Raw genomic sequence first — 24940 nt, 5'->3', positions numbered from 1 at the left:
AAGCTAGAGGAAGGCAAAAACGAAGAAAACGGGTGACCAAATAACATCACAGAAGGGATGAATCCGTGAAGATATTCAAGCCAGGGCGGCGCAGCGCCTTTACTCAAATCACTGTGTTTTTACTACTGTTGCTGGCAGTGCAGTGTGCTTTGTTCATGGGATTTTTGATTTTCGGCGGAACCATCGACCAAATGCGTACCGATGCCATTAACAGCCTGTGGCAGCACACCGAACAGCGCAAAAATTACATCCAAAACCGCATGATTCAGCATTGGAGTGATTTTTATCTGGTGCAAAAGCGCATGAACGATTCCATTGAGGGATATCTGCAGAGAAACCAGATGAGCACGCAGGACTTACAGGTAAACGATGAAAAAACCAATTACCTGCTGGAGAAAATCTCTCCCTACATCATAGAAATGACCCGCCAAAACAAGGTAACAGGGGCCTTTGTGGTGTTCACCGATGTTACCCAGACAAATCAGAATACAGAAGGCGGGCTCAAGGAATGCAAGCCGGGTGTTTACATCCGGGATTTGAATCCGGACCAAAACCCCGAGGATTTTTCGGATTTGCTTGTGAAATATGGGCCCTCCCAGATGATAAAACAGCTGAATATCACAGCAGATGAGGGCTGGCAGCCCTGCTTTCAGGCCTCCTGGCTGAATAGCCTTTTCTACAACCCACAGGAAATGTCGGCCCAGAGTGCATTCTCCAACCTGCGAGATATGGGCTACTGGACACCCCTCATCAAGGGCGGCAGCGATGGGCAGGATATCTGCGTGGTGTATACCCAGCCGCTGGTGGATTCCACCGGCCATACCTATGGCCTGGTGGGGGTGGAAATTACCGTTGACTACATCCGTACCCTTCTGCCCAGCAACGAACTGCGGTCCACTCAAAAGGGGTCCTACCTGCTGGCGACCCATGTTCCGGAAAATCCGGAAGGAGAATACCAGATCGTAGCCCTGAACGGCACACAAATGCAGGAATCCTTTCAGGTGGGCAGTATCGTGCATTTGAGCCAGGCAATGGTGGAGGGAGCAGAAGATTTCTATTTCGTTTCCACGGTCAACGGCGAAAGCGTCCAGGATGTTTATTATGCCAGCGTACACCCCCTGGAAATTTACAGCACGGACTCACCCTTTACCCAGGAACAGTGGGTGCTTCTGGGCGTTATGGAACAAGACAGCTTATTCAGCTTTGCAAACCAAACGATTCAATCCCTTGGTGTAATTGCCAGTGTCACGCTGCTGGTGGGCACCCTGATTTGTGCTTTGTCTGGCCGTCGCTTCTCCAGACCGCTCAGAAGGCTGGCCAGGCAGGTGCGTGGGATGGACCCCTCCAAGCCCGTTGCTCTTAGCCATACCGGCATTGCCGAGGTGGACGATTTGGCAGACGCTGTGGAGCTGCTCAGCCGCAATGTGGCGGAGAGTGCAGGCCGTATCTCCCGCATTATCCGCACAGCAGACCTGAGCCTGGCGGTGTTCCGGGTCAGCTGCAATGGCCCTCATCAGGTGGACTACACCGAAAATATGTTCCAGCTGTTTGAGCAGCCCACCCCCGACCAGCCCCTCACCCTGAGCCAGTTCAAAAGCTTTTGGGAAAGCATCCAGCCTCTGGCGGTGGAACAGGGCGAAAACAGCATCGTCTATCACCTGCATCCAGGCCAGCCGAGAGAGCGGTGGCTTCGCTGCAAAATCAGCCGCAGAGGCCAGGATGTGCTGGGTGTGGTGCTGGATATAACCGAAAGCAGGCTCAAGCAGCGCCGCATTGAGTATGAGCGGGATTACGATGCCCTTACCGACCTGCTCAATCGCAGAGCCTTCCAAAATCGCCTCCAGCAGCTGCAGGATAACCCCGATCTTGGCATAGCAGCCATGGTTATGATGGACTTGGATAATCTGAAGTATGTGAACGATACCTTTGGTCACGACTATGGCGATGCCTACATCCAGTGCATGGGGCAGGTGCTGCGCTGCTTCAGCGGGCCAAACACCCTTTGCGGCCGCATTTCCGGCGATGAATTCTATGTCTTTGCGTATGGGTACAAAACCCAGGAGGAGCTGGCCCAGCGGCTGAATCAGCTGCAAAAGGCCATCCAGCAGGCCAGCATAACCCTGCCCGACCACCAAAGCTATCGGCTGCGGGCTTCGGCGGGTGTTGCCTGGTATCCCAGGGATGCTGCCAACCTGAAAGAGCTTCAGCGCTATGCAGATTTTGCCATGTATCAAATCAAACATGGCACCAAGGGTACCTGTGGTGGCTTTGATCGCCAGGCTTACAACCGCACCGCAACAGTCATTTATAACAGCGGCGAGCTGAACCGGATTCTGGAACAGAAAGCCCTGGATTATGCGTTCCAGCCCATTGTAAGCTGTACCGATGGCTCCGTCCTTGCCTACGAGGCGCTGATGCGGCCCCGCTCCAATGTGCTGGCCAATCCCATGGACTTTATCCAGGCAGCCCGGCTCCAATCCAAGCTGTTTGAGGTGGATATCCTTACCTGGAAGCTGGCCTCCCAGTCGTTTTTCGAGCAAAGTCCCCAGGGCGAAACACTGTTGTTTATCAATTCCATTCCAAACTGGGCGGTTACTTCTGAGGTGGACCAAGCTTACCGTAAACAGTTTGGGCATCAGCTCCACCGCATCGTCATGGAACTTACCGAAGGCGATGAGCTGGACAACGATATAACCCAAAAGAAAAAGCAGGCTGCTGTGGATGCAGGCATCCGCATTGCGTTGGATGACTTTGGCTCTGGTTACAGCACCGATGCAGTCCTGCTAAAAACCAAACCGGATTTTGTCAAGCTGGATATGAGCCTGATTCGAGACATCGACCAGGATAACCACAAATTCACCTTGGTACGCAATCTGGTGGAGCTGTGCCATAGCATGGGCAGCAAGGTGGTGGCCGAAGGGGTGGAAACCGAAGGCGAACTGCGCACCCTCATGACCCTCCAGGCAGACTATGTACAGGGGTACCTCTTGGGCCGCCCGGCATTCCAGCTGAGCCAGCCCTCGCAGGACCTGCAGCAGCGCATCCAGGTATGGAATGAGCAGCTGCAAACCTATGGGTCTTTGTAATCCGGCGGCAGATGCTGCCACTTGAAAGCTCAAAAGCCCCAGGCAGGCCAAAAGGCCGCCTGGGGCTTTCTGCATTCAATCGGCCGCTTTGGCAGCTGTGTGGGGCATGGGGGGTGAGCAAGGCCCTGCACCTGAGGCTCATGGCCATCAAAACAAAAACGCCCTCTGGCTTCTTTGCTGCAAGAAACCAGAGGGCGTTTGCCTTAAAAATATTTACAAAAAGTAATAAGATAAAGAGAGTATACAAAAATCGGTGGATTTTCCTCTCTGAAAGGCCGCTTCCAGCTCGGTTTATCCCCTTTGCCAACAAGGAAATGCCGGTGGCTTACAGTGCTCCGGCTGTGCGCAAGGCATGAACCTTCAGCAAAGCAGCCACGGTTTTGCTGTCCCGGATTTCTCCCGTCATCACCAGATTCAGTGCCTGCTCAAAGGGCATGGAGTGGCAGGTCAAAAACTCTCCCTCATCCAGGTGCGCCTGGCACTGGGTCAGGCCGGTGGCCAGCCAGGTGTAAATAATTTCGGTGCAGTACCCCACAGTTGGGTAGATAGGCCCCAGGTCCCGGTATTGTTCAGCCCGCAGGCCGCATTCCTCCTCCAGCTCCCGCTTGGCCGCTTCCAAGGGGGCCTCTCCCGGTTCCAGCTTGCCTGCCGGCAGTTCCCACAGTTCCTGGCCAAATGCGTAGCGGAACTGGCGCACCAGATAAACCTGCCCGTCCTGGGTTAAGGGCAGCACGCAGGCCCCGCCGTTGTGGTGCACCACCTCACGGGTGGACTGGCGGCCATCCTCCAGCAGAACCCGGTCCACCGTTACCTTTACCACCCGGCCCTCAAACCGGGTGGATTGTTCCAGTGTTTTTTCCCAATGTTCCATGGCTTACTCCTTTTCTGGGGCTTGGGCGGGCAGCAGGCTGCAAGCAACCTTCTGAATGCGCCGTTCCCCTACCTTCACTACCGTAAACCGAAGACCGCCCCACTCCACGGTTGCCTGTTCATCCTGGCTGGGAATGTGGCCCAAACGGTCGCTGATTAAACCGCCAATGGTTTCAAATTCGTCCCCTTCCTCCGGTTCCGGGCATTCCAGTCCAAAGGCTTTGAATGCATCCTCCAAATCCAGGGCACCGTCCAGCAAAAAGCCGTTTTCGGTGGCAACAAAATCCGCTTCCTCCTGGTCGTATTCATCCTGAATATCGCCCACGATCTCCTCCAGAATGTCCTCCATGGTCACAATACCGGCGGTTCCGCCGTACTCATCCATCACAATGGCAATCTGGGTGTGCTGCTTTTTAAAGTCCTTCAGCAGCTCCGCCGCAGGGCGGGACTCCGGCACATACATGGCAGGGCGCACAAACTGCACCACCGGCTTTTGCAGCAGCTCCTGGCTGCTGAACAGCCGCAGCAGGTCCTTCACATACAAAATGCCCACCACATCGTCAATGCTTTTGCGGTACACCGGCAAACGGCTGTTGCCGGATGCAAGCACCATCTCCACCGCCTCCCGGCAGCAGGCGTGATCGCTGAGGGCGTTCACCTCGGTGCGATGGGTCATCACATCCCCCGCCGTTGCGTCCGAAAGATCAAAAATATTGGTAATCATGTCCTTTTGTGCGGTGTCAATCAAATCCTGTTCGCCGGCATCGTCCACCAGGTCGTACAAATCCTCCTCGGTCACCACATCGTCGTTGCCAAGGCCCGCAGGGCTAAGCAGCCCCGAAAGCCAGGCGGGCAGCCTCAGTTCCCGTTTGGCGGCAGCCCAGCCGGCCAGCATACCGGCCGCCAGCACCAGCAGCACACCCAAAGTTACCACCAAAATAAACAGAACAGGGTGGGCTTGAGTTATCCTGTCAGTAAAATCCATGTAAAAACCTCCGTTCGGTAATTATGCAAAACAGGGGAAAATCGTGCGATTATGGGCAGATGCAGCCTGCTGAAATGCAGGCCGTCTGGGTATAGTATGTTACCATATTAGAGGATGACACCGGCCTTGTCAATGAAAGCAAAGTAAAATCCCAAACAGCACAAATCGCTGGCAAAACAGGAAATAAACCAGCAGATTGCAAAAACCAAGTAGTTTGATTCGTTAATAAAATGCTTGGTTTGCTCAAAAAGCTGGCACAAAACGGTTTACTTTGCACCGGGGTTTTGATAAAATGTATCTATGTAATAGCGCCCGCTACCCCAAGCCCTTTGGGGCAGGACGTTAAATACTAAGTTATGGAGGAAGAAACATGCCTAGAGCAAAACAGTCTATGGATGGCAACACCGCTGCCGCGCATGTAGCCTATGCGTTCAGCGAAGTTGCTGCTATCTACCCCATCACCCCGTCCAGCCCTATGGCAGACTATGTTGATCAGTGGTCTGCTGCGGGCCGTAAAAACATCTTTGGTAGCCAGGTAAAGGTTATGGAGATGCAGTCTGAGGCTGGCGCAGCCGGTGCCGTACACGGCAGCCTGGCAGCCGGTGCAATGACCACCACCTTCACCGCCTCTCAGGGCCTGCTGCTGATGATTCCCAACATGTACAAAATCGCCGGCGAGCTGCTGCCCACCGTGTTCCATGTGTCTGCCCGTACCGTGGCAAGCCATGCCCTGAACATCTTCGGTGACCACAGCGATGTGTACGCCTGCCGCCAGACCGGTTTCGCCATGCTGGCCGAAACCAACCCCCAGGAGGTCATGGACCTGTCTGCTGTGGCTCATCTGGCTGCAATCGAGGGCCGTGTTCCCTTCATCAACTTCTTCGACGGCTTCCGTACCTCTCACGAGATTCAGAAGATCGAGAAGTGGGACTACGCCGACCTGGCTGAGATGGTAAACTGGGACGCCATCAACGAGTTCCGCAACCATGCGCTGAACCCCGAGCATCCCACCATGCGCGGTTCTCACGAGAACGGCGACATCTTCTTCCAGCATCGTGAGGCCTGCAACAAGTTCTACGACGAGCTGCCCGCTATCGTAGAGAAGTACATGGCCAAGGTAAACGAGAAGCTGGGCACCGACTACCAGCTGTTCAACTACTACGGCGCTGCCGACGCTGAGCGCGTTATCATCGCCATGGGCTCCATCTGTGATGTGGCCGAAGAAGTAGTGGATTACCTGACCGCCAAGGGCGAGAAGGTTGGCCTGGTAAAGGTTCGCCTGTACCGTCCCTTCGTAGCCGAAAAGCTGCTGGCCGCCATCCCCGCTACCGCCAAGAAGATTGCTGTGCTGGACCGCACCAAGGAGCCTGGCGCTCTGGGCGAGCCCCTGCACCTGGATGTTGTTACCGCCCTGCGTGAGGCTGGCAACGATGTTCCTGTAATCGCTGGCCGTTATGGCCTGGGCTCCAAGGACACCCCTCCCTCCAGCGTATTCGCTGTGTACGATGAGCTGTCCAAGGACGCTCCCAAGGCTCGCTTCACCCTGGGCATCGTGGACGATGTTACCAACCTGAGCCTGGAGGAGAAGCCCGCTCCCAACACCGCAGCAGAAGGCACCGTAGAGTGCAAGTTCTGGGGTCTGGGCGGCGACGGCACCGTTGGTGCTAACAAGAACAGCACCAAGATCATCGGTGACCATACCGACAAGTACATTCAGGCTTACTTCCAGTACGACTCCAAAAAGACCGGCGGCGTAACCATCAGCCACCTGCGTTTTGGCGATAAGCCCATCAAGAGCCCCTACTACATCAACAAGGCTGACTTCGTGGCTTGCCACAACCCCAGCTATGTTGTAAAGGGCTACAAGATGGTTCAGGATGTTAAGCCCGGCGGTATCTTCATGATTAACTGCCAGTGGAGCGACGAGGAGCTGGCTCACCATATGCCTGCTGAGTCCAAGCGCTACATCGCTCAGAACAACATCCAGCTGTACACCATCAACGCCATCGACAAGGCTGTTGAGATTGGTCTGGGCAAGCGCACCAACACCATCCTGCAGTCTGCTTTCTTTGCTCTGGCCGGCGTGCTGCCCCGTGAGGACGCTCTGAACTACATGAAGGAAGCCGCCAAGAAGACCTTCGCAAAGAAGGGCGATGCCATCGTTGAGATGAACTGGAAGGCCATCGATGCCGGCTTCGACGCCTACCACAAGGTAGAAATCCCCGCTGAGTGGGCTACTGCCGAGGATGCAGCCGACAACACCCAGCTGCAGGGCAATGCCGCTACCGTTAAGATGGTTAAGGACGTCATGGAGCCTGTTTCCAAGATGGACGGCGACAGCCTGCCTGTTTCCGCCTTCATGGATTATGTGGATGGCCAGTTCGAGCAGGGCGCTTCCGCTTACGAGAAGCGTGGCGTTGCTGTGAATGTTCCCGAATGGAACGCCGACAACTGCATCCAGTGTAACCAGTGTGCCTATGTCTGCCCCCATGCCACCATCCGTCCCTTCGCTCTCACCGAGGATGAGGTTGCAAACGCTCCCGCTTCCCTCAAGAGCAAGCAGATGACCGGCAAGGGCTGCGAGAACTACAAGTTCACCATGGTAGTTTCTCCCCTGGACTGCATGGGCTGCGGCGTATGTGCTAATGTCTGCCCCGCTCCCAACAAGGCTCTGACCATGGTTCCCCAGGAGAGCCAGGCCGAGCAGCAGGATGCCTTCAACTACTGTGTTGACAACATCCGCAAGAAGGACGGCATGATGGCTGAGACCACCGTTAAGGGCAGCCAGTTCAACCAGCCCCTGCTGGAGTTCTCCGGCAGCTGCGCAGGCTGTGCTGAGACCGCTTACGGCCGTCTGATCACCCAGCTGTTCGGTGAGCGTATGTACATCTCCAACGCTACCGGTTGTTCTTCCATCTGGGGCGGCCCCGCTGCTACCTCTCCCTACACCACCCACAAGGAGTCCGGCTTCGGTCCCGCTTGGGCTAACAGCCTGTTCGAGGACAACGCCGAGCACGGTCTGGGTATGTACCTGGGCCAGAAGGTTATCCGTGAGTCCCTGGCTGCCAAGCTGCACGAGCTGGCCGATGTGACCACCGTTCCCGAGAAGAAGGCTGCCATCGAGGAGTACTTCGCTACCTACGAGGACGGCAAGGCTAACCTGGAAGCTACCAAGAAGCTGGTTGCTCTGCTGGAAGCTGATCCTGACTGCCGTTTCAGCCAGGAAATCCTGCCCAAGAAGAGCTACCTGTCCAAGAAGAGCGTTTGGATCTTCGGTGGCGACGGCTGGGCATACGACATCGGTTTCGGTGGTCTGGACCATGTTCTGGCTTCCGGCGAAGATGTCAATGTGATGGTATTCGATACCGAGGTTTACTCCAACACCGGCGGCCAGGCTTCCAAGGCCAGCCAGATTGGCCAGGTTGCACAGTTTGCTGCTGCCGGTAAGGCCATCGGCAAGAAGAGCCTGTCCGAAATCGCTATGAGCTACGGTTATGTCTATGTTGCTCAGATTGCAATGGGCGCCGACATGAACCAGACCATCAAGGCTATCACCGAGGCTGAGAGCTACCATGGTCCCTCTCTGGTTATCGGCTATGCTCCCTGTGAGATGCACGGCGTCAAGGGCGGCATGACCAACTGCCAGGCTGAGATGAAGAAGGCTGTTGCTTGCGGCTACTGGAATATGTTCCGCTTCGATCCTCGCAAGAAGGCCGAAGGCAAGAACCCCTTCACCCTGGACTCCAAGCCTGCTACCGCAGACTACAAGGAGTTCATCTCCAACGAAACTCGTTACAGCCGTCTGAAACTGGCCTTCCCCGAGCGTGCTGAAGAGCTGTTCGACCTGGCCGACAAGAAGGCTAAGGAGCGCTACGCTTACCTGCAGAAGCTGGTTAAGCTGTACTCCACCGAGGAGTAATCTCCTCTCTCCCTAAAGGGGCGTTCGAATTGAAAAGGGTCCATACCTTGTGCACAAAGGGTATGGGCCCTTTTTCTTATGCCAAAATCTTGCCCCTCAAGGGCCACTCTACGAAGCGTAGGTTGTGTTTGAGGGACCCCTTCGGTAAGATAAGGCCATAGCATATTGCGCAATGCAAGAAAGGAAGTTTGAACCAATGGCTTATGTAACCGCCGCAACCATCCGCCAACTGCGAGAGAAAAAACGCCTGACCCAAAAAGAGCTGGCCGACATTCTTTGTGTAAGCGATAAAACCATCTCTAAGTGGGAAACCGGCAAGGGCCTGCCGGATGCCGCCATCCTGGAGGATTTGGCCGCTGCCCTGGGGGTTTCCATTACCCAGCTGTTCACCGGCGATTTAAGCACCAACCAGAACCAGGCCGGCAACCTGAAAAAGATGGAGTTCTATGTCTGCCCGGTGTGCGGCAATGTGATTACCGCCCTGGGCAAGGGCAGCTTCTGCTGCTGCGGCATTCCCCTGCCTGCCCTGGAACCAGAGGTTTTGGAGCCGGAAGAACAGCCCACCCATGACCTGAAGGTGGAAATCATTGATGGAGACTACTACCTCTCCATGGAGCACTCCATGACCAAAACCCATTCCATCTCCTTTATGGCCTATGTCACCGGGGGCACTGCCGAACTCATCAAGCTCTATCCGGAGCAGGAGGCTGCTGTCCGCTTTCGCAAAAAGGGCCATGGCATTCTGTATGCCTATTGCACCCGCCACGGCCTGTTCCGCAAGCTGGTGTAAAAGCCCTTTTGAGAGGAAATTAAGAGGGAATGATGTCCCGCTCTGTACCGGTATTCAAAGGCTGGTGAGGGCCTGCCTTCCAGCAAACAATCCCCTATCCTATATGCAAAAAGGCCGCCGATAGGCGGCCTTTTTGCATATAGTAATAAGGAATGCTGCTTGCTTGGTGCATAACATAAAAAATTGTCAATGTCTCTTGCGGCACCTGCTGGCAGTGTGGTAAAATCCAAATCATACAAGCAAATGGAAATGATTTCCTCCTAAGCCGCTATAAAGCTAAGCCCAATCAAACCCACTGGGTAAACCAGCAGCGGGAGCAGGTAAGGCCAAAGAGGGAGAGTTCCATTTGGCAGGGAATGCAGTGCAAACAGGAGGTTCGTTACAGTGAATGCCAAAAAAATGCTTCAGCCGCTACAAAGCAATCGGCTATTCCATGTGGTTCTGTTTTTGGGGGCCGTATATTGGCTGAGTACCAGCATCTTTATATTGCTGGGCTCACCGCTTCTGTTTTCCATCAACGACTACCGGCCAAACTATATGCTGGTAATGCAGCTGGCAGGCATTGCAGTGCTTGCCTACCTGGCAGCGGATGCCGGTGCGATGAAGCCCAGTCAGTGGGTACGGTTTGCGGCGGCAGGCATTGCAGGCTCCTGGCTCTGGTGCCTGGTAGCCCTGGCCATGGAACAGGCCCAGCTGTGGGTCAACAGCCAGACCCTGCCCATCTGGGCGTACAGCTGGTTTAGCACCCTGCACCTGCTGGTGGTGGATGTTTGGTCGGTGGTGGTACTGTTCCGGCTTGCAGCCGCCATTGCCCAGTGGCCCCGCCCCCAGCACACCGCCCAGCAAGAAAGCCCAATGAAGGTATTGTGGCTGGTGGCACTGGTGTGCAGTGTGGTACTGGTTCGGTTGTATCAGGCCAGTGCATCCATCCAGCATCCCGGTCTTATGCAGTGGCAGACCACCTTCCAGGCGTTGGCTATCTTTGCGCTGCCCATGGCGTTAGTGGGTTTGTGTGCCTATACACTGGCCCCGCGGAGCAAACACGAAAAGGCCCTGTAACCCAAAGGCTGCCTTGCAAAACAATCAATCCAAACCTGGCGGGCTGTTCAAAAGCCTGCCGGGCTTTTTTGTGGGCCTGCCAGTCCCAGGCATTTTGAACGGGTTTTGATTTTTGCCCCCAAAAAGGCTATAATGAAAATAGAAAAGAAAACGGTCTTTTGGAAAAAAGCGTTTGAGCAAAGCGTTTTTGTGCCAAGGGGCCGCCTTTGTTTTTTTAGAGCAAAGGCCCCCCAAAAAGCTGTTTGCTGGCCGTTGCTCATTGGAAAGGAAGCGATTACAGATGAACCCGCAAAAAAAAGAACTGGTCGAGGATTTACTCTTTGATGTGGTGGGCAGTATCCTGTTTGGAATCGGGGTATACACCTTTGCCCTAAAGGGAGAATTTGCCCCGGGAGGCATCTCCGGCCTGGCCCTTATCATCAATTCTCTTACCGGTCTGCCCATTGGTGCCATGACCCTGGTCCTCAACATCCCCATTGTGGCACTTACCTTCCCCATATTGGGGCGTAAATTTCTGCTCAAAAGCCTTCGCACCATGGTCATTAGCTCGGTCATCATCGACGGCGTACTGCCCTTGTTTCCGGTGTATGAGGGCAACCGGCTGCTCAGTGCAGTGTTCAGCGGCATTCTCATGGGCATTGGCCTTGCGCTGATTTATATGCGGGATTCCTCCACCGGCGGTGCCGATTTCGTGATTCATGCCGCCAAGCGCAAAGCGCCCCACCTGAGCTTTGGCCAGATTAGCCTGTTTATGGACGCCGCCATTATCCTGCTGGGTATCCCCGCCTTTGGAGATATTGACTCTGCCCTCTATGGCATGATTTCCGCCTTTGCCCTTACCATCGTTATGGATAAAATTATGTACGGTGCAGGCAGCGGAAAGCTCGCCATGATTATTACCGATTATGGCAAGGAGGTAGCCCGGAGCATCGACCAGGCGGTGGAGCGGGGCGCAACCCTGGTGGATGTAACCGGCAGCTATTCCGGGGAACGCAAGGACATGGTGCTCTGTGCCTGTTCCAACAACGAGGTGTTTAAGGTGCGCAGTGCGGCCCACAAGGTGGACCCTGCCGCCATGGTGATGATTTGCGAAGCAACAGAGGTGTTTGGCGAAGGATTCCGCCCTCCGGAACTGCTCCATAAATCCTGAAGCACCAACAATTGGTACCGGCAAAAATTTTAAAAAGTTGAGCGAAAAATCCATTCCAAAAGACTGGAAAGAGAATTTTCTACAAGAAATAAACAAAAACTTTTACACCATGTATACAGGGCTAAACAGGGTGAGATTGTTGAAAACTATGTTGAAAGAGTTGAAAACTCCAAAAAACCCCGATTGTTTTCCACAATTGGAAGTGAAAAAATAGGATTCGTCAACAGAATGTTGAATTCATAGCCCCTAAATGTTGGGAGGTTGGTGGATAATGTTGAAAACATTTTAACGGAAACCGAAGCAACAAAAACGAATATATGCGCCCTTGCCCGGCCATTTTTCCCTTTGCCCTGCACCCATTGTCTGGTACAGTAAAGATATCGTTTAAATTCAAAAATCAAAAAGGAGAGTTGGAATCTTATGAACTGGATTTCTCGGTTGGAACGCCGGTTTCCCCGGTTTGGCATCCCAAACCTGATGTTGTATGTGGTGCTGGGCCAGCTGATTTGCTGGATTGGCGTCATGTTCGTTAACGCAAATCTCTATGGCCTGCTTACCCTCAGCCGTGCCCGCCTGCTGGAAGGCCAGATTTGGCGGCTGGTTACCTTTTTACTGGTGCCGCCCCTGCAATATAATCCTTTGTTTGTAGCCCTGGAGCTGTACTTTTTGTACTGGATTGGTTCCGCCCTGGAGCGGGTATGGGGCAGCTTCCGCTTTACCCTCTATGTGGCCTTGGGGATTGTGGGGGCCTGGCTGGCCTGTTTGGTGGTGGGAGCTGCCAATACCTCGGCCCTGTCCTACTCGCTGTTCTTTGCCTTTGCGTACCTGTTTCCCAACATGGAGGTGCTGTTGTTCTTTGTGCTTCCTGTTAAGATAAAATGGCTGGGCTGGATTGCCGCCGCGCTCTATCTGGTGGATTTTTTGCTGGCCTCTCTGCCCATGAAGCTGGCCCTTGTGCTGGGCCTGCTGGGCTTTTTGGTGTTCTTTGGCCGCGGCGGCATCCAGCGGCTGAAAGACAGCTACACCAACTACCAGCGGCGCAAGGCCTGGCAGAACCAATGGCGGCAATAACAGGGATTTACAAAACGCACAGCCCTTTTTTGTATAGAAATTTTACCGCTGCTATGCTATAATAAAGCCAGGAACCTCCCCGCCGGCAGGGGCTGCCAAACAGCGGCCAATCCAACGGGAGGCGACGACTTATCATATCAAGGCAGGCGGTTTTGGCCGGCTGATTCAGCCATTCTTCCACCAGCGGTCTGGATTGCCTCCTGAAAGGGGAATTGCGCTATGAAACTTATCACTGCCATTGTAAACAAAGAGGATTCCAAGCAGCTGTGTAATATGCTCATCAAGGAGGGCTTTTCCGTCACCCGTCTGGCCACCACCGGCGGTTTTCTGATGGCTGGCAACATGACCCTGATGATTGGCACCGAGGACGAAAAGGTGGATACCTGCATTGATCTGATTGCCCAGTGTTGCAAGCAGCGCACCGAGGTAGTGCCCAGCACCGCCAGCTATGGCATTGGCGTGGCAACTGCCTACCCCTTGCAGGTAACGGTGGGCGGCGCAACGGTGTTTGTCACCAATGTGGAGCGGTTTGAAAAACTGTGATGCTCCAGTCTTTTTTGGGCAACGAGGCCCTCAAGCGAGATTTGCAGGCCGCCCTGCGTGCAGGGCGGCTTTCTCATAGTGTTTTGCTCTGCGGTCAGGAGGGCTGCGGGGCCGGTTATGCGGCCCGCTGCCTGGCGGCAGACTATCTTTATCCCCAAGGCGGGCCCCAGGCCCAGGCCGTGATGGAAAGCCGTGCAGCCGAATGTCTGGAGGTGCGTGGCGAGGGTGCTTCCGGTGAAATTAAGATTGACCGCATCCGCCAGATTCGCCGTCAGGTGTTTGAAACAGCCCTCTCGGCCCAGGGCCGGGTGGTCATCCTGTACGGGGTGCAGCATCTGAACCAATCCAGTGCCAATGCCCTGCTGAAGGTGCTGGAGGAGCCGCCCCAAGGGGTGCTCTTTGTGCTGACGGCCAGCAGTGCGGCGGCGGTGCTGCCCACCATCCGCAGCCGGTGCAGTCAGTACACGGTGGCGCCGGTCAGCCCCCAGCAGTGCAGCCAGTGGCTGGCCCAGCACTGCCCCAAGGCCCCCCAGCGGGAACTGCTGGCACTGGTATACGACGGCTGCATTGGCCGTGCGGCCCACGCCGCCCAGGACCCGGCGGGGCAAAAAAACTTTCAAACCGCCTGCACCATTGCCGGGCAGCTGGCAGCGGGCAGCCGCTATCAGGTGCTGTGCAGCCTGGCAGCCTACGAACGGGATAAACCCGGCGCCCAGCAGCTGCTGAGCGACCTTGCGGCCCTGGGCAGTGCAGCCCTCTCCCATCCGGGATGCTGCGGCCTGTCCCCTCACCAGGGGGCGGTGGTTGCTGCCGCCTGCGGCCAGGCTCAGGAGGAGATGGCCCGCAATGTAAACCTTAAATTGCTGCTCACCAACCTGGCCGTGCGCCTGACCAAGCAGGGGTGAGGGCGCCTTCTTTCCATACCAGCCTCCCGCCCAAAATCCGCCGCAGGGCAGGAGATGTGACACCATGCTGCCCCGCGGCAGGGCAAAAGTACTAGCAATTGTATGAAAAAAGTAATTTCTGTGCGCTTTAAGGCCGGCGGAAAGGCCTATTATTTTGACCCCGCAGGGCTGGACATCAAGCCCGGCGACCATGTAATTGTGGAAACTGCACGGGGTACCGAATGCGGTGAGGTGGTGGCTGGCCCCCGGGATATCTCGGACAGCCAGATTATCCGGGAGCTGAAGGCGGTCAAACGCATGGCAGATGCCGTGGATGTGCGCCGTATGGAAAAAAACCGGGCGGACGAGAAAAACGCCTTTGACCTGTGTGTGCAGCGCATTGCCGCCCACAAGCTGGACATGAAGCTGGTGGATGCGGAGTACAACCTGGACCGCAGCAAAATTGTGTTCTACTTTACAGCGGATGGCCGCATCGACTTCCGGGATTTGGTCAAGGATTTGGCCAGCGTGTTCCACACCCGCATTGAGCTGCGGCAGATTGGCGTGCGGGATGAAAGCAAGATGCTGGGCGGCCTTGGTATCTGCGGCCAGCCCTTTTGCTGCAGCCGTTTTTTAAAGGACTTCCAGCCGGTTTCCATTAAGATGGCCAAGGAGCAGGGTCTGAGCCTGAACCCCACCAAAATCAGCGGCAGCTGCGGCCGGCTGATGTGCTGCCTGGCCTACGAGCAGAAGGCCTACGAATACCTGAACAGCATCACCCCCATGGTGGGCAGCGTGGTGAGCACGCCGGAATTTGAAGGTGTGGTGGTGGAGGCAAACCCCGTGAGCGGTATGCTGAAGGTTCGCCCCCTGAACGAATCCCTTGCACCCCGGTACTTCCGCCGCAGTGAGTGTGTCTATCTGCGGGGCGGCAAACGGGCGCCCAAAAAGCCGGATCCCGACCAGCTGTAACCCTGCTCTCCTGGGCAACAAAACACCCGCTCCCCCTTGAATTTTGGGGATTTTGTGCTACAATAAAGGGCAGAAAGAGGTTACCCCTCTTTTGGAGGCTTAGCCTCTACATTCTGTGTAATACTACAAGGAGGAAAACGACCATGGCTTATGTAATCAACGATACCTGCATTTCCTGCGGCACCTGCGCTGGCGAGTGCCCTGTTGATGCTATCTCCCAGGGTGCAACTCAGTACGAGATCAACGCTGACACCTGCATTTCCTGCGGCACCTGCGCTGGCGCTTGCCCTGTTAGCGCAATCGAGGAAGGCTGATTTCGGCTTTTTTCAGGCATCAAGTATGAAACAGCGGGGTGCTTACCCCGCTGTTTTTTTGTAGTTTTATCTTGCGGGGCTGCCCTACGGCCAGCCCCTTTACAGGAGCATTGCCATGGACTATTCCGTTGAAACCTTACACAATGGCACGCAGGTGTGCATCAGTGCCAACCACCGCTTTGGCACCGATGCCATGCTGCTGTCCGGCTTTTGCCGCCCCCGGCGGGAGGAGCTGGCGGTGGATTTGTGCAGCGGCTGCGGCATTGTGGCGCTGCGCTGGCACGATTTGGGCCACCGGGGCACCTGCCGTGCGGTGGAGCTGGACCCAGAAGGCACCCAGCTGCTGCGCCGTTCCCTGGAGCTTCAGCCGCAGGCGGCCCATATCCAGCCGGAAAACGCTGATCTAAACAAGCTGCAAGCCCAGCCCCAGTTTCATGTGGTGGCGGCAAATCCCCCCTATTTTACCGGCGGCTTTGTAAGCCCCCGCAGCGCCCGGGCTACCGCCCGCCATGAGGGCGGCTGTACGCTGGAGCAGGTGGCCGCTGCGGCAGCCAAACTTCTGCGGGACGGGGGCCGGTTTGCGGTGTGCAACCGCCCGGAGCGTCTGGCGGAAACCTGCCGTATTCTCAGCCAGGCAGGTCTGGAACCCAAGCGGTTGGTGTTTGCCAAGCAAACCCCCGCCCACACACCTTGGCTCTTTTTGCTGGAAGCGCAAAAAAACCGAAAGCCCGGCCTTCGGTTTGAGCCGGATATCTTTATGGCGGACTATACCGGCCGCCCCAGCCTTCAGCTACAGGCTATTTATCGGCAAGGGATGTAATGCCCTGGCACAGAATGGAGGAAATTTGTTTTGGCAGGAACACTCTATATCGTTGCCACCCCCATCGGCAACCTGAACGACCTTACGCCCCGTGCCGCCGCTACCTTTGGAGCGGTGGATTTTGTGGCGGCGGAGGATACCCGGGTCACCCTGCGGCTGCTGAACCATCTGGGCCTTAAAAAGCCCCTGGTAAGCTATTACGAGCACAATCAAAAGGAGAAGGGCAGCTACATTCTGGAGCGCATTCAGGCAGGCGAAAGCTGCGCTCTGTGCAGCGATGCAGGAATGCCCGCCATCTCGGACCCTGGCGAGGGCATTGTGCGGGATGCGCTGGAACAGGGCATCCAGGTGGTGCCCATCCCCGCTGCCAGTGCCTGCGTTACAGCCCTGGCGGTGTCCGGGCAGGATACCAGCCGGTTTGTGTTTGAGGGCTTTCTGCCTGTTGTAGCCAAGCAGCGCAAGGAACGGCTGGAAGGCTTGCAGCATGAGCAGCGTACCATGATTTTTTACGAGGCACCCCATAAGCTGAAGGCAACCCTTCAGGCCATGGAGCAGGCTTTTGGTGCAGACCGCAGCATCACCCTGGCACGGGAGCTGACCAAGCTCCACGAGGAAATCCAAAAAACCACACTGGGCCAGGCGCTGGCTTATTACCAGCAGAATACCCCCCGGGGTGAGTATGTGCTGGTGGTGGCAGGGGGAACCGCCGAACCCCAGCAGCAGGAACAGCCTACTCTGGAACAGGCTGCCCAGGCTGCCCGCCTGCTGATGGAGCAGGGGCTCTCCCCCACTGCGGCGGCAAAACAAGCCGCTCACGGCACCCCTTTTTCCAAAAGCCAGGTTTACCGGCTGCTGATTGAGGAGGAATAAGCGGTGGCAGAATATCTGGTAGTATCGGATAGCCACGGAGTCTATCTTTGGGTTCGCAAAGCGCTGGAGGAGCATCCCCAGGCGGCAGGCATCCTGTTTTTGGGGGATGGCCTGCGGGATATGGAGCGTCTGCGGCGGGATGGCTGTACCCTGCCCATGTACCTGGTGCGAGGCAACTGCGACAGTGTGCTGGCCTGCCCCAAGGAGATGGTTCTGGAGCTGGAAGGGGTTCCCGTTCTGCTCTGCCACGGCCACTGCTATGGCGTAAAGGACTCGCTGGCGGATCTGGCTGCCCATGCAGCCCAAAAACAGGTACGGATTGCCTTTTTTGGGCATACCCACCTGCCCACGGTGGAGGAGCATCAGGGGGTTACTCTGTTTAACCCCGGCAGCATCGGTGCGCCCCGTTTTGGCGGCCCCAGCTACGGTGTGTTCACAGTGCATCCCGATGGCTCGGCGGAGCTGCACCATCAGGAAGTGGAGTGTGCATTCTAGCCCCACCGGCCCACGGCCCTAAAAGCAAAAAAACACATCCCCGCAGTACCCTGCGAGGATGTGTTTTTTGTTGCTGGCATGGGCGGTACAAGGCGATGGAGCTTTTTAAATCTGCAAGGGGTGCTTTGGCACAGCAGCAAACAGCAAGGCACCTTCCGCACATACAAAAAGGGAGCACCCATTCGGTGCTCCCTTTTTTGTGTGTGGATACCCAGAGGCCCCCCACAGGCTCTTACAGAAACAAAAAAGCCCTCCGTGTTTGCGGACCACGGAGGGTATCTCGTAAGGGGTATCGCTTTGGTGTGAGGAGGAATCATGTACAGAACTTCGGTTGCGGCTCCGTTGTTCTGTGATTTTAGTATAGTCATAACTTGCGTAAGAACTTTTAAAGCAATATGAACATTTTGTAAATTGCTCACTGCTGGCTGCTGGCCTGGCGCAGAGCCTGAGCAACCGGGGCTACCTCTACCTTTTTATCCTGTTCAAAGTGGGCAGAATGCAGGTAGGTGTTGAAATGCTCCACTGTGTAATGGCCGGTGGAGCGGGGCAGGGCCAGCTGGGTGTTTTTGCCGGTAAACACCACCACAGTTTCCACAGGTACCTGCTTGATTTTGGCGGCAAACAGGGTGTCTCGCAAAATGCGGGCGGACTCCTGGGCCCGGTTCAGAGGGTTCGCAAAGGTCCGGCGCTGGCCGTTAATCTCCTGTACCCACTGCTCTTCTTCGGCGCTGCCATATACGGTACCGCCGTAGCCCAGGCACTTTACGCCCAGTACGCCAAACCAGCCCACCAGCACAGCGTCCAGGTCGGTGCTGCCCTTCTGGCTGGAAATGGCCAAGGGTTCCACCACTTCAAAATCATTGGCAGCAGCATAGCGGCGCAGGCTGCGCAGTACGGCCTGGCGGTTTTCGTGCTCATCCTCAGGCAGTTCACCGGGCCGCAGAGCATCGGTCTTGTAAACGGGGCTGAACCGGTAAATCAGCCAACCGGTGGCGCCAATCAAAATTACCCAGAAAAAAATCTGAAGCACTAACTGTATATCAAACATGGCAACAACAACTCCTTTTAACACGCAGATTCAGCTGTGAGTTTCTATTATTTATTGTAGCAAAGGCCCGGCGGTATTTCAACCACCGCTCCCGCTGCGGTGCAGCTGCCGGAACTGGGAAGGGCTTAGCCCGGTTTCCCGGCGGAATAAACGGGAAAGCATCTGGGACGGAAAGGCGAGTGGATGATTCATCAACTATTAGAACAGGTGGACACAGCCAAGGTAGTAAAGGAGTTGGGTGAAATTAATCTGTCACGGCCAGATTTCACAACGCTGTCCCTGGATGCCCAGCGCATTCCAGAACCGGCAACAATAAAAGCAAGGTCCCTGCACCGTATGGATGCAGGGGCCTTGCTTTGAGTCTAGTACACAAAAGACAAGAGCCTGTGTTCCGTAGAACACAGGCTCTTGTTTGCTTGGTGCGCTGGAAGGGATTCGAACCCCTGACCTTCTGATTCGTAGTCAGACACTCTATCCAACTGAGCTACCAGCGCGGGTGCAAGAACTATATTACCAGACACTATAGGTTTTGTCAACGCTTTTTTTAAAAAAATTTGATTTTTTTTAAAAAACCTTAAAAAAGGGCCTTTTTTGGCCCTAAAAAGGCCTTTTTGGGGCCAAAAACAGCAGTTTAAGGCCCTGTAAAAGGGATTGAAAGGCTTCTAAATTCAAAAAAATCTGTGGATGAACGAGTAAAAAAATCAAAAAATATTTTTTTAACAATAAAATAGGCCCAAAAAATTGCCCGGTCTCCTTGCGGAGTCGTAAAAAATGTGTGAAAAATCAGGAAAAATCTTTTTTGCCTTTATAATGTAATATATAATAGACAAGAACTGCCATATGGTTTACCAGTTGGAGCAAAAAAACCATACCTGTCAAACCGGGTTTGGGTTCCAACAAACTGGCAGAAGTTTTTTGCTCTGTTTTTTGAAGTACAAGTTTATTGCTTTGGGGAAATTTGTGCGCTGCAAGAAAACAGTATTGCTTTTTGGAGAAAATTTCATCAAGTGCAAGTTTTTGCGTCAGCTCAAAATGAAATGCACCGATTTTTGGACATAAAGCGTGACAAACATAGGGTTTACCTAGAAGATATCAAAAATACTGTTGACAAATTTAGTGGAACAAAGTAGCATATAATTTGTATCTAATGGCGCGATGCCTCAAAAAATGGCCACAAAAACACAAGAATGTTGTTCTTTCAAGGGCAGTTCGTCCTGAAGGGGAAGGCACTTTTGTGGGCAGCGTGTCAAAAGAATGGAGCAATTTATCACCGGTCTATGGCTGGTGATGCAAAGCAATGAAGATAAGGAGTGAATGAGATGGTCAAATATGCCATCAAACGCATCGCCATGGGCCTGCTAACCCTGTTCATCGTGGCGACCCTCACCTTTTTCCTCATGAATGCCGTTCCTGGCGGTCCGTTCGTGGCGGAAAAGAACATCAGCAACGAAGCCAAGGCTGCGTTGGAAGCAAAGTACGGTATGGATAAGCCGCTGATAATTCAGTATAAAAACTATATGCTCAGCGCCTTAAAGGGAGACTTTGGCTGGAGCCTGAAGCAGCGTGGCCGTACAGTGAGTGACATCATTGCTACTAAGTTCCCTGTTTCTGCCCGTTTGGGCGGCACCGCTGTGGTGGTAGCCCTGGTAGTGGGCATCCCCCTGGGCTGTCTGGCTGCCTACAACCGTGGCAAATGGGCCGATAACACCATTATCTTCTTTGCCACCTGCGGCATTGCAGTCCCCAGCTTTGTAACCAGTGTGCTGCTGCTGTATGTATTTGGCTCAAAGCTAAAGGTCTTACCAACCATTGGCCTGGACTCTCCGGCTCATTATGTTATGCCTGTGATAGCCCTGGCCTTCTATCCTTCCGCCTATATTGCCCGCCTCATGCGCTCCAGCCTGCTGGATGTTATGGGCCAGGATTATATGCGCACCGCCCGTGCAAAGGGTGTTTCCAGCTTTAAATCCCTGTTCAAGCACGCTCTGCGCAACGCCATTCTGCCGGTTGTTACCTATGTAGGCCCCATGCTGGCCGGCCTGCTGGTGGGTTCCTTTGTGGTAGAAAAGATTTTCACCATTCCCGGCCTGGGCCGTGAGTTCGTTTCGGCCATCACCAACCGTGACTATACCATGATTATGGGTACCACCATCTTCCTGGCTGGTCTGGTTATCTTCATCAATGTGGTGGTGGACATCCTGTACAAGATGATTGACCCCCGCATTAAGCTGAAGTAAGGAGGATGTACTATAAATGGATATGCAAAAAAATCCTTTGAGCTTGCAGCTCGATTTCAAGCCGGAAGATTTCCAGCTTGCTTCCAAAGATGAAAAGGAAAGCCTGGTGGTCATGCGGGAGAGCGTGAGCTTCTGGAAAGATGGCATGCGCCGTTTCCGCAAAAACAAGATTGCTATGGTCAGCCTGGTGGTTATTCTGATCATCATGGTTCTGGCATTCATTGTGCCCGCTTTCTATCCTTACAGCTATGAGGAGCAGATTCGCGGCAGCAGCAACCTGGCTCCCTTCCAGTACTCTGCAGCGGAGCAGGAGCGCATTGCCGCTGGCGAAAAGGTGTTCCCTCACATTGCCGGTACCGACCGTTTGGGCCGTGACTACGCCATCCGCCTGATGATGGGCGCCCGTATCAGCCTGCTGGTTGGTATTGTGGCCAGCGCCATGGTTCTGGTCATTGGTTCCATCTATGGCTCCGTTGCCGCTTTCATGGGCGGCTGGGTGGATATGGTAATGATGCGTATTACCGATATCATCTATACCATTCCGGACATTCTGCTCATTATTTTGCTGGGCTTTGCCCTCAAGGGCCCCCTGGACGCTCTGGCAAGTGCCCCCGGATTTGGCTGGCTCAAAACACTGGGCCCCAACCTGGTAAGTATCTTTGTGGTGTTTGCCCTGCTGTACTGGGTCAGCATGGCCCGTATCGTGCGCAGCCAGGTGCTGGCATTGCGTGAGGCCGAATATGTAACTGCTGCCCGTGCTCTGGGTGCTTCCAACGGCCGCATCATCAAAAAGCACCTGCTGACCAACTGCATTGGTACCCTGATTGTTACCACCACCCTGCAAATCCCCTCTTCTATTTTTACCGAAAGCTTTATGAGCTTTTTGGGTATGGGCGTAGCTGCTCCCATGCCCAGCCTGGGCAGCCTGGCCACCGAGGCCCTCAACGGCATGAACACCTACCCCTATCTGCTGTTCCTGCCTGCGGCCACCATCAGCATTATCATTCTGAGCTTCAACCTGCTGGGCGACGGCCTGCGTGACGCCTTTGACCCCAAGCTGAAGAACTAACGAAAGGAGAAGCGAATCATGAGTAATACCCTGCTTGAAATCAAAAATGAACGCCTCTCCTTCTTTACCCCTGCCGGTGAGGTAAAGGCACTGAACGATGTGTCCTTTACCCTGAAGGAGGGCGAGGTGCTGGGCATTGTGGGTGAGTCCGGTTCCGGTAAATCCGTAACTGCTTACTCCCTGATGGGCCTTACCGCTTACCCCGGTAAGCTGATTGGAGGCCAGCTGCACTTCAACGGCCACGAAGTGGAAAAGATGAAGGAGAAGGAGTTCCGCAAGATGCGCGGCAACGAGGTGTCCATCATCTTCCAGGACCCCATGACCAGCCTGAACCCGGTTTACACCATCGGCAATCAGATTATGGAAATGGTGCTCCTGCACACCAACAAAACCAAAAAAGAAGCCTATGACCGTGCCCGGGAGCTGCTGGAGCTGGTTGGCATCAACGAGCCGGACCGCCGCTTGAAGCAGTACCCTCACGAGCTGTCTGGCGGTATGCGCCAGCGTGTGATGATTGCCATTGCCCTGGCCTGTGAGCCCAAGCTGCTGATTGCAGACGAGCCCACCACTGCACTGGATGTAACCATCCAGGCCCAGATTCTGGAATTGATGATGGACCTGCGAGAAAAGCTGGGCATGAGCATTATCATGATTACCCACGACCTGGGTGTTGTAGCCCGTATGTGCGAAAAAATCGCCGTTATGTACGCCGGCCGCATTGTGGAATACGGCACCACCGATGAGATTTTCTACAATCCCAAACACGAGTACACCAAGGGTCTGATTAACTCCATCCCCAAGCTGAACCAAAAGGAGAAGGAGCGTCTGGTGCCCATTGAGGGTACCCCCATCGACCTGTTGAATCCCCCCGCTGGCTGCCCCTTCGCTCCCCGCTGCCAGAACTGCATGAAGATTTGCCTCAAGCAGATGCCCCCCCGTGCAGACCTGAGCGACACCCACTATACCCAGTGCTGGATGGTGCAGAAAGCGGAGTTTGAGGCCAAAGGAGGAAAAGCCTAATGAGCGAGCAGAAAAAACTGGTTGAGGTGCAGCATCTCCAGCAGTACTTCCATGCCGGCGGCGTTGGCAAAAAGCGCAAGTATGTGCAGGCTGTGGACGATGTGAGCTTTTTCATCAACAAGGGCGAAACCCTGGGCCTGGTAGGTGAGTCCGGCTGTGGCAAAACCACCACCGGCCGTACCCTGCTGCGGCTCTACGAGCCCACCGATGGCCGCATTATCTATGATGGCGAAACCATCTTCGACTCCGGCAAGCTGCCGGACTCCAAGGGCAAAATTGCTGTGGATATGCTACCCTACCGCCGCAAAATGCAGATTGTGTTCCAGGACCCCTACGCTTCTCTGGACCCCCGCATGACCATTTCGGACATTGTGGGCGAGGCCATCGACATCCATAAGCTGGCCGCCAACGAGAAGGACCGCCGTGACCGCATCATCAGTATGCTCCAGCGTGTGGGCCTGAACTCCGAGCACGCCAACCGCTACCCCCACGAGTTCTCCGGTGGTCAGCGTCAGCGTGTGGGCATTGCCCGTGCACTGGCAGTAAACCCCGAGTTCATTGTGTGTGACGAGCCTGTTTCCGCTCTGGATGTATCCATCCAGGCACAGGTGGTCAATATGTTCGAGGACCTGCAAAGCGAGCTGGGCCTGACCTATCTGTTCATTGCCCATGACCTGAGCATCGTAAAGCATATCTCCAACCGCATTGGCGTTATGTACCTGGGCAAGATGGTGGAGCTGGCCGATAGCTATGAGCTTACCTTCCACAGTGTGCATCCCTACACCCGCAGCCTGATTTCTGCCATTCCCATTGCAGATCCCAAGGTTGCCCGTACCTCCCAGCGTATCGTTCTGGAAGGCGATGTACCCAGCCCCCTGAATCCCCCCACCGGCTGCCGGTTCCGCACTCGCTGCCCCTACGCAGACGAGCAGTGTGCCTGCGAGGTGCCCGAATTCAAGGAGGTTGGCCCCGGCCATTGGGCCGCCTGCCATCACCTGGATCGGGTGAAATAATCCATTCAAAGCCCCCTGTTTTGTGGCATTGCCGCAAAGCAGGGGGCTTTTGTGCTGTACCGGTTCGTTTTGTGCAAAATGGAGCAAAACATTCCTTCAAAAGACCAAACGCCTCTGCACCAAAAGGGCATTACAAAAAATGTGTACTCAATAGAAAGACAGAAAATAAGCCGAAAAAGAACCGAAAAAGAAGAACCATAAAACAATAGAAAGACTTCACAAAAGCGCCTATGTAAAAAATACCCAATGAAAATGGCCATAAATAGGCGATTAAACGCTTTTTGGACAAAAAACAAAAAACGATAAAAAAATGCTTGCTTTTTAAAAATAAAGTGATACAATGATAAAAACAAAAGGCAAGAGAGAACAAAAGTGTTCTTGAATTGCGCACACTCAGGAGAGGGATCGGTCAGAGGAGTGGCCGCAGTCCTTTTCGGAAACAGTTAGGAGGAATACGACCATGAAAAAGATGTTAGCCCTTGTGCTGGCAGCCGTAATGGCCCTGAGCATGGCTGCCTGCGGCGGCAGCAATTCCGCCAGCGGTACGGACAGCTCTGCAAGCACTGCCCAAACCGGCACTGCCCAAGGCAACAATGTGACTGTACAGCTGGGTCCTAACCCCGAAACTCTGGACCCCGCCCTCAACTCCACCCTGGATGCCGGCAACATGATTATCACTGCCTTTGAGGGTCTGCTGCTGATTGACGAGGAGCAGAAGGTAATCC

General features: G+C 54.7%; 21 protein-coding genes, 1 tRNA gene and 1 pseudogene. 19 read left to right on the top strand and 4 right to left on the bottom strand.

The annotated features are described in order from the left end of the window. Positions 1-65: 65 nt before the first annotated feature. The gene (locus ACH2EM_RS01570; protein WP_395150293.1) at positions 66-3086 is read left to right on the top strand and encodes an EAL domain-containing protein; all 3021 of its coding nucleotides are present in this window, start codon (positions 66-68) and stop codon (positions 3084-3086) included. A 325-nt stretch (positions 3087-3411) separates the two neighbouring features. Here the strand turns inward: ACH2EM_RS01570 and ACH2EM_RS01565 are convergent, their stop codons facing one another. Both ACH2EM_RS01565 and ACH2EM_RS01560 read right to left on the bottom strand, forming a co-directional pair. Then, positions 3412-3957: an NUDIX domain-containing protein gene (locus tag ACH2EM_RS01565; RefSeq protein ID WP_395150292.1), complete on the bottom strand. Its 546-nt coding sequence runs from the start codon at positions 3955-3957 to the stop codon at positions 3412-3414. 3 nt (positions 3958-3960) lie between these two features. Next, positions 3961-4941 carry a hemolysin family protein gene (locus ACH2EM_RS01560; protein ID WP_395150291.1) on the bottom strand — a complete coding sequence of 327 codons (981 nt, stop codon included), beginning with the start codon at positions 4939-4941 and terminating at the stop codon, positions 3961-3963. Between the two features lie 370 nt (positions 4942-5311). On the opposite strand from ACH2EM_RS01560, the gene nifJ reads away from it, so the two are divergent. From nifJ to ACH2EM_RS01500, 12 genes are all read left to right on the top strand, one after another. Next, positions 5312-8860, top strand: coding sequence for a pyruvate:ferredoxin (flavodoxin) oxidoreductase (gene nifJ, locus ACH2EM_RS01555; RefSeq protein WP_395150290.1), 3549 nt, complete (start codon positions 5312-5314; stop codon positions 8858-8860). A gap of 196 nt (positions 8861-9056) precedes the next feature. Next, positions 9057-9650 carry a helix-turn-helix domain-containing protein gene (locus ACH2EM_RS01550; protein ID WP_395150289.1) on the top strand — a complete coding sequence of 198 codons (594 nt, stop codon included), beginning with the start codon at positions 9057-9059 and terminating at the stop codon, positions 9648-9650. A gap of 384 nt (positions 9651-10034) precedes the next feature. Continuing rightward, positions 10035-10709, top strand: a complete 675-nt coding sequence (locus ACH2EM_RS01545) for a hypothetical protein (RefSeq protein WP_395150288.1) — start codon at positions 10035-10037, stop codon at positions 10707-10709. Between the two features lie 280 nt (positions 10710-10989). Then, positions 10990-11859, top strand: coding sequence for a YitT family protein (locus ACH2EM_RS01540; protein WP_395150287.1), 870 nt, complete (start codon positions 10990-10992; stop codon positions 11857-11859). Positions 11860-12279: 420 nt separating this feature from the next. Then, a complete protein-coding gene (locus tag ACH2EM_RS01535; protein WP_395150286.1) occupies positions 12280-12930 on the top strand; it encodes a rhomboid family intramembrane serine protease in 651 nt (216 codons plus the stop codon). A 219-nt stretch (positions 12931-13149) separates the two neighbouring features. Then, positions 13150-13473, top strand: a complete 324-nt coding sequence (locus tag ACH2EM_RS01530) for a cyclic-di-AMP receptor (RefSeq protein ID WP_395150285.1) — start codon at positions 13150-13152, stop codon at positions 13471-13473. Continuing rightward, complete coding sequence (locus ACH2EM_RS01525) at positions 13473-14378, top strand: hypothetical protein (RefSeq protein WP_395150318.1); 906 nt, start codon at positions 13473-13475, stop codon at positions 14376-14378. The genes ACH2EM_RS01530 and ACH2EM_RS01525 overlap by 1 nt, the downstream gene beginning before the upstream one ends. 102 nt (positions 14379-14480) lie before the next feature. Then, positions 14481-15329 (top strand): stage 0 sporulation family protein, encoded by an 849-nt coding sequence (locus ACH2EM_RS01520; RefSeq protein WP_395150284.1) that lies wholly within the window; start codon positions 14481-14483, stop codon positions 15327-15329. A 143-nt stretch (positions 15330-15472) separates the two neighbouring features. Beyond that, on the top strand, positions 15473-15643 hold the full coding sequence (locus tag ACH2EM_RS01515; protein ID WP_395150283.1) for a DUF362 domain-containing protein: 171 nt from the start codon (positions 15473-15475) through the stop codon (positions 15641-15643). Positions 15644-15758: 115 nt separating this feature from the next. Next, positions 15759-16463 (top strand): tRNA1(Val) (adenine(37)-N6)-methyltransferase, encoded by a 705-nt coding sequence (locus ACH2EM_RS01510; protein ID WP_395150282.1) that lies wholly within the window; start codon positions 15759-15761, stop codon positions 16461-16463. 30 nt (positions 16464-16493) lie between these two features. Further along, on the top strand, positions 16494-17333 hold the full coding sequence (rsmI, locus tag ACH2EM_RS01505) for a 16S rRNA (cytidine(1402)-2'-O)-methyltransferase (protein WP_395150281.1): 840 nt from the start codon (positions 16494-16496) through the stop codon (positions 17331-17333). Positions 17334-17336: 3 nt separating this feature from the next. Further along, positions 17337-17828, top strand: a complete 492-nt coding sequence (locus tag ACH2EM_RS01500) for a metallophosphoesterase family protein (protein ID WP_395150279.1) — start codon at positions 17337-17339, stop codon at positions 17826-17828. A 415-nt stretch (positions 17829-18243) separates the two neighbouring features. Here ACH2EM_RS01500 and ACH2EM_RS01495 read toward each other — a convergent pair whose 3' ends face one another. After that, positions 18244-18876: a nuclease-related domain-containing protein gene (locus ACH2EM_RS01495; protein WP_395150278.1), complete on the bottom strand. Its 633-nt coding sequence runs from the start codon at positions 18874-18876 to the stop codon at positions 18244-18246. 183 nt (positions 18877-19059) lie between these two features. Between ACH2EM_RS01495 and ACH2EM_RS01490 the strand changes: the two genes are divergently transcribed. Beyond that, complete coding sequence (locus tag ACH2EM_RS01490; protein ID WP_395150277.1) at positions 19060-19236, top strand: hypothetical protein; 177 nt, start codon at positions 19060-19062, stop codon at positions 19234-19236. A gap of 57 nt (positions 19237-19293) precedes the next feature. Here the strand turns inward: ACH2EM_RS01490 and ACH2EM_RS01485 are convergent. Continuing rightward, positions 19294-19370, bottom strand: a tRNA-Arg gene (locus tag ACH2EM_RS01485). Between the two features lie 825 nt (positions 19371-20195). Here ACH2EM_RS01485 and ACH2EM_RS01480 point away from each other — a divergent pair. From ACH2EM_RS01480 to ACH2EM_RS01460, 5 genes and pseudogenes are all read left to right on the top strand, one after another. Then, positions 20196-21113 carry an ABC transporter permease gene (locus ACH2EM_RS01480; protein WP_395150276.1) on the top strand — a complete coding sequence of 306 codons (918 nt, stop codon included), beginning with the start codon at positions 20196-20198 and terminating at the stop codon, positions 21111-21113. Between the two features lie 22 nt (positions 21114-21135). Next, positions 21136-22182: an ABC transporter permease gene (locus tag ACH2EM_RS01475; RefSeq protein ID WP_395150317.1), complete on the top strand. Its 1047-nt coding sequence runs from the start codon at positions 21136-21138 to the stop codon at positions 22180-22182. A gap of 18 nt (positions 22183-22200) precedes the next feature. Continuing rightward, positions 22201-23202 carry an ABC transporter ATP-binding protein gene (locus ACH2EM_RS01470; protein ID WP_395150275.1) on the top strand — a complete coding sequence of 334 codons (1002 nt, stop codon included), beginning with the start codon at positions 22201-22203 and terminating at the stop codon, positions 23200-23202. Continuing rightward, positions 23202-24215 carry an ABC transporter ATP-binding protein gene (locus tag ACH2EM_RS01465; protein WP_395150274.1) on the top strand — a complete coding sequence of 338 codons (1014 nt, stop codon included), beginning with the start codon at positions 23202-23204 and terminating at the stop codon, positions 24213-24215. Before ACH2EM_RS01470 ends, ACH2EM_RS01465 begins: the two co-directional genes overlap by 1 nt. 460 nt (positions 24216-24675) lie before the next feature. Then, a pseudogene (locus ACH2EM_RS01460) lies at positions 24676-24940 on the top strand (peptide ABC transporter substrate-binding protein); the annotation flags it as partial.

The organism is uncultured Allofournierella sp. (assembly GCA_944382705.1).
In the GTDB taxonomy this organism is placed as follows: domain Bacteria; phylum Bacillota; class Clostridia; order Oscillospirales; family Ruminococcaceae; genus Allofournierella.
Note: the sequence above shows the minus strand (reverse complement) of the source record. Positions and strands in the feature narration are given on the sequence as shown.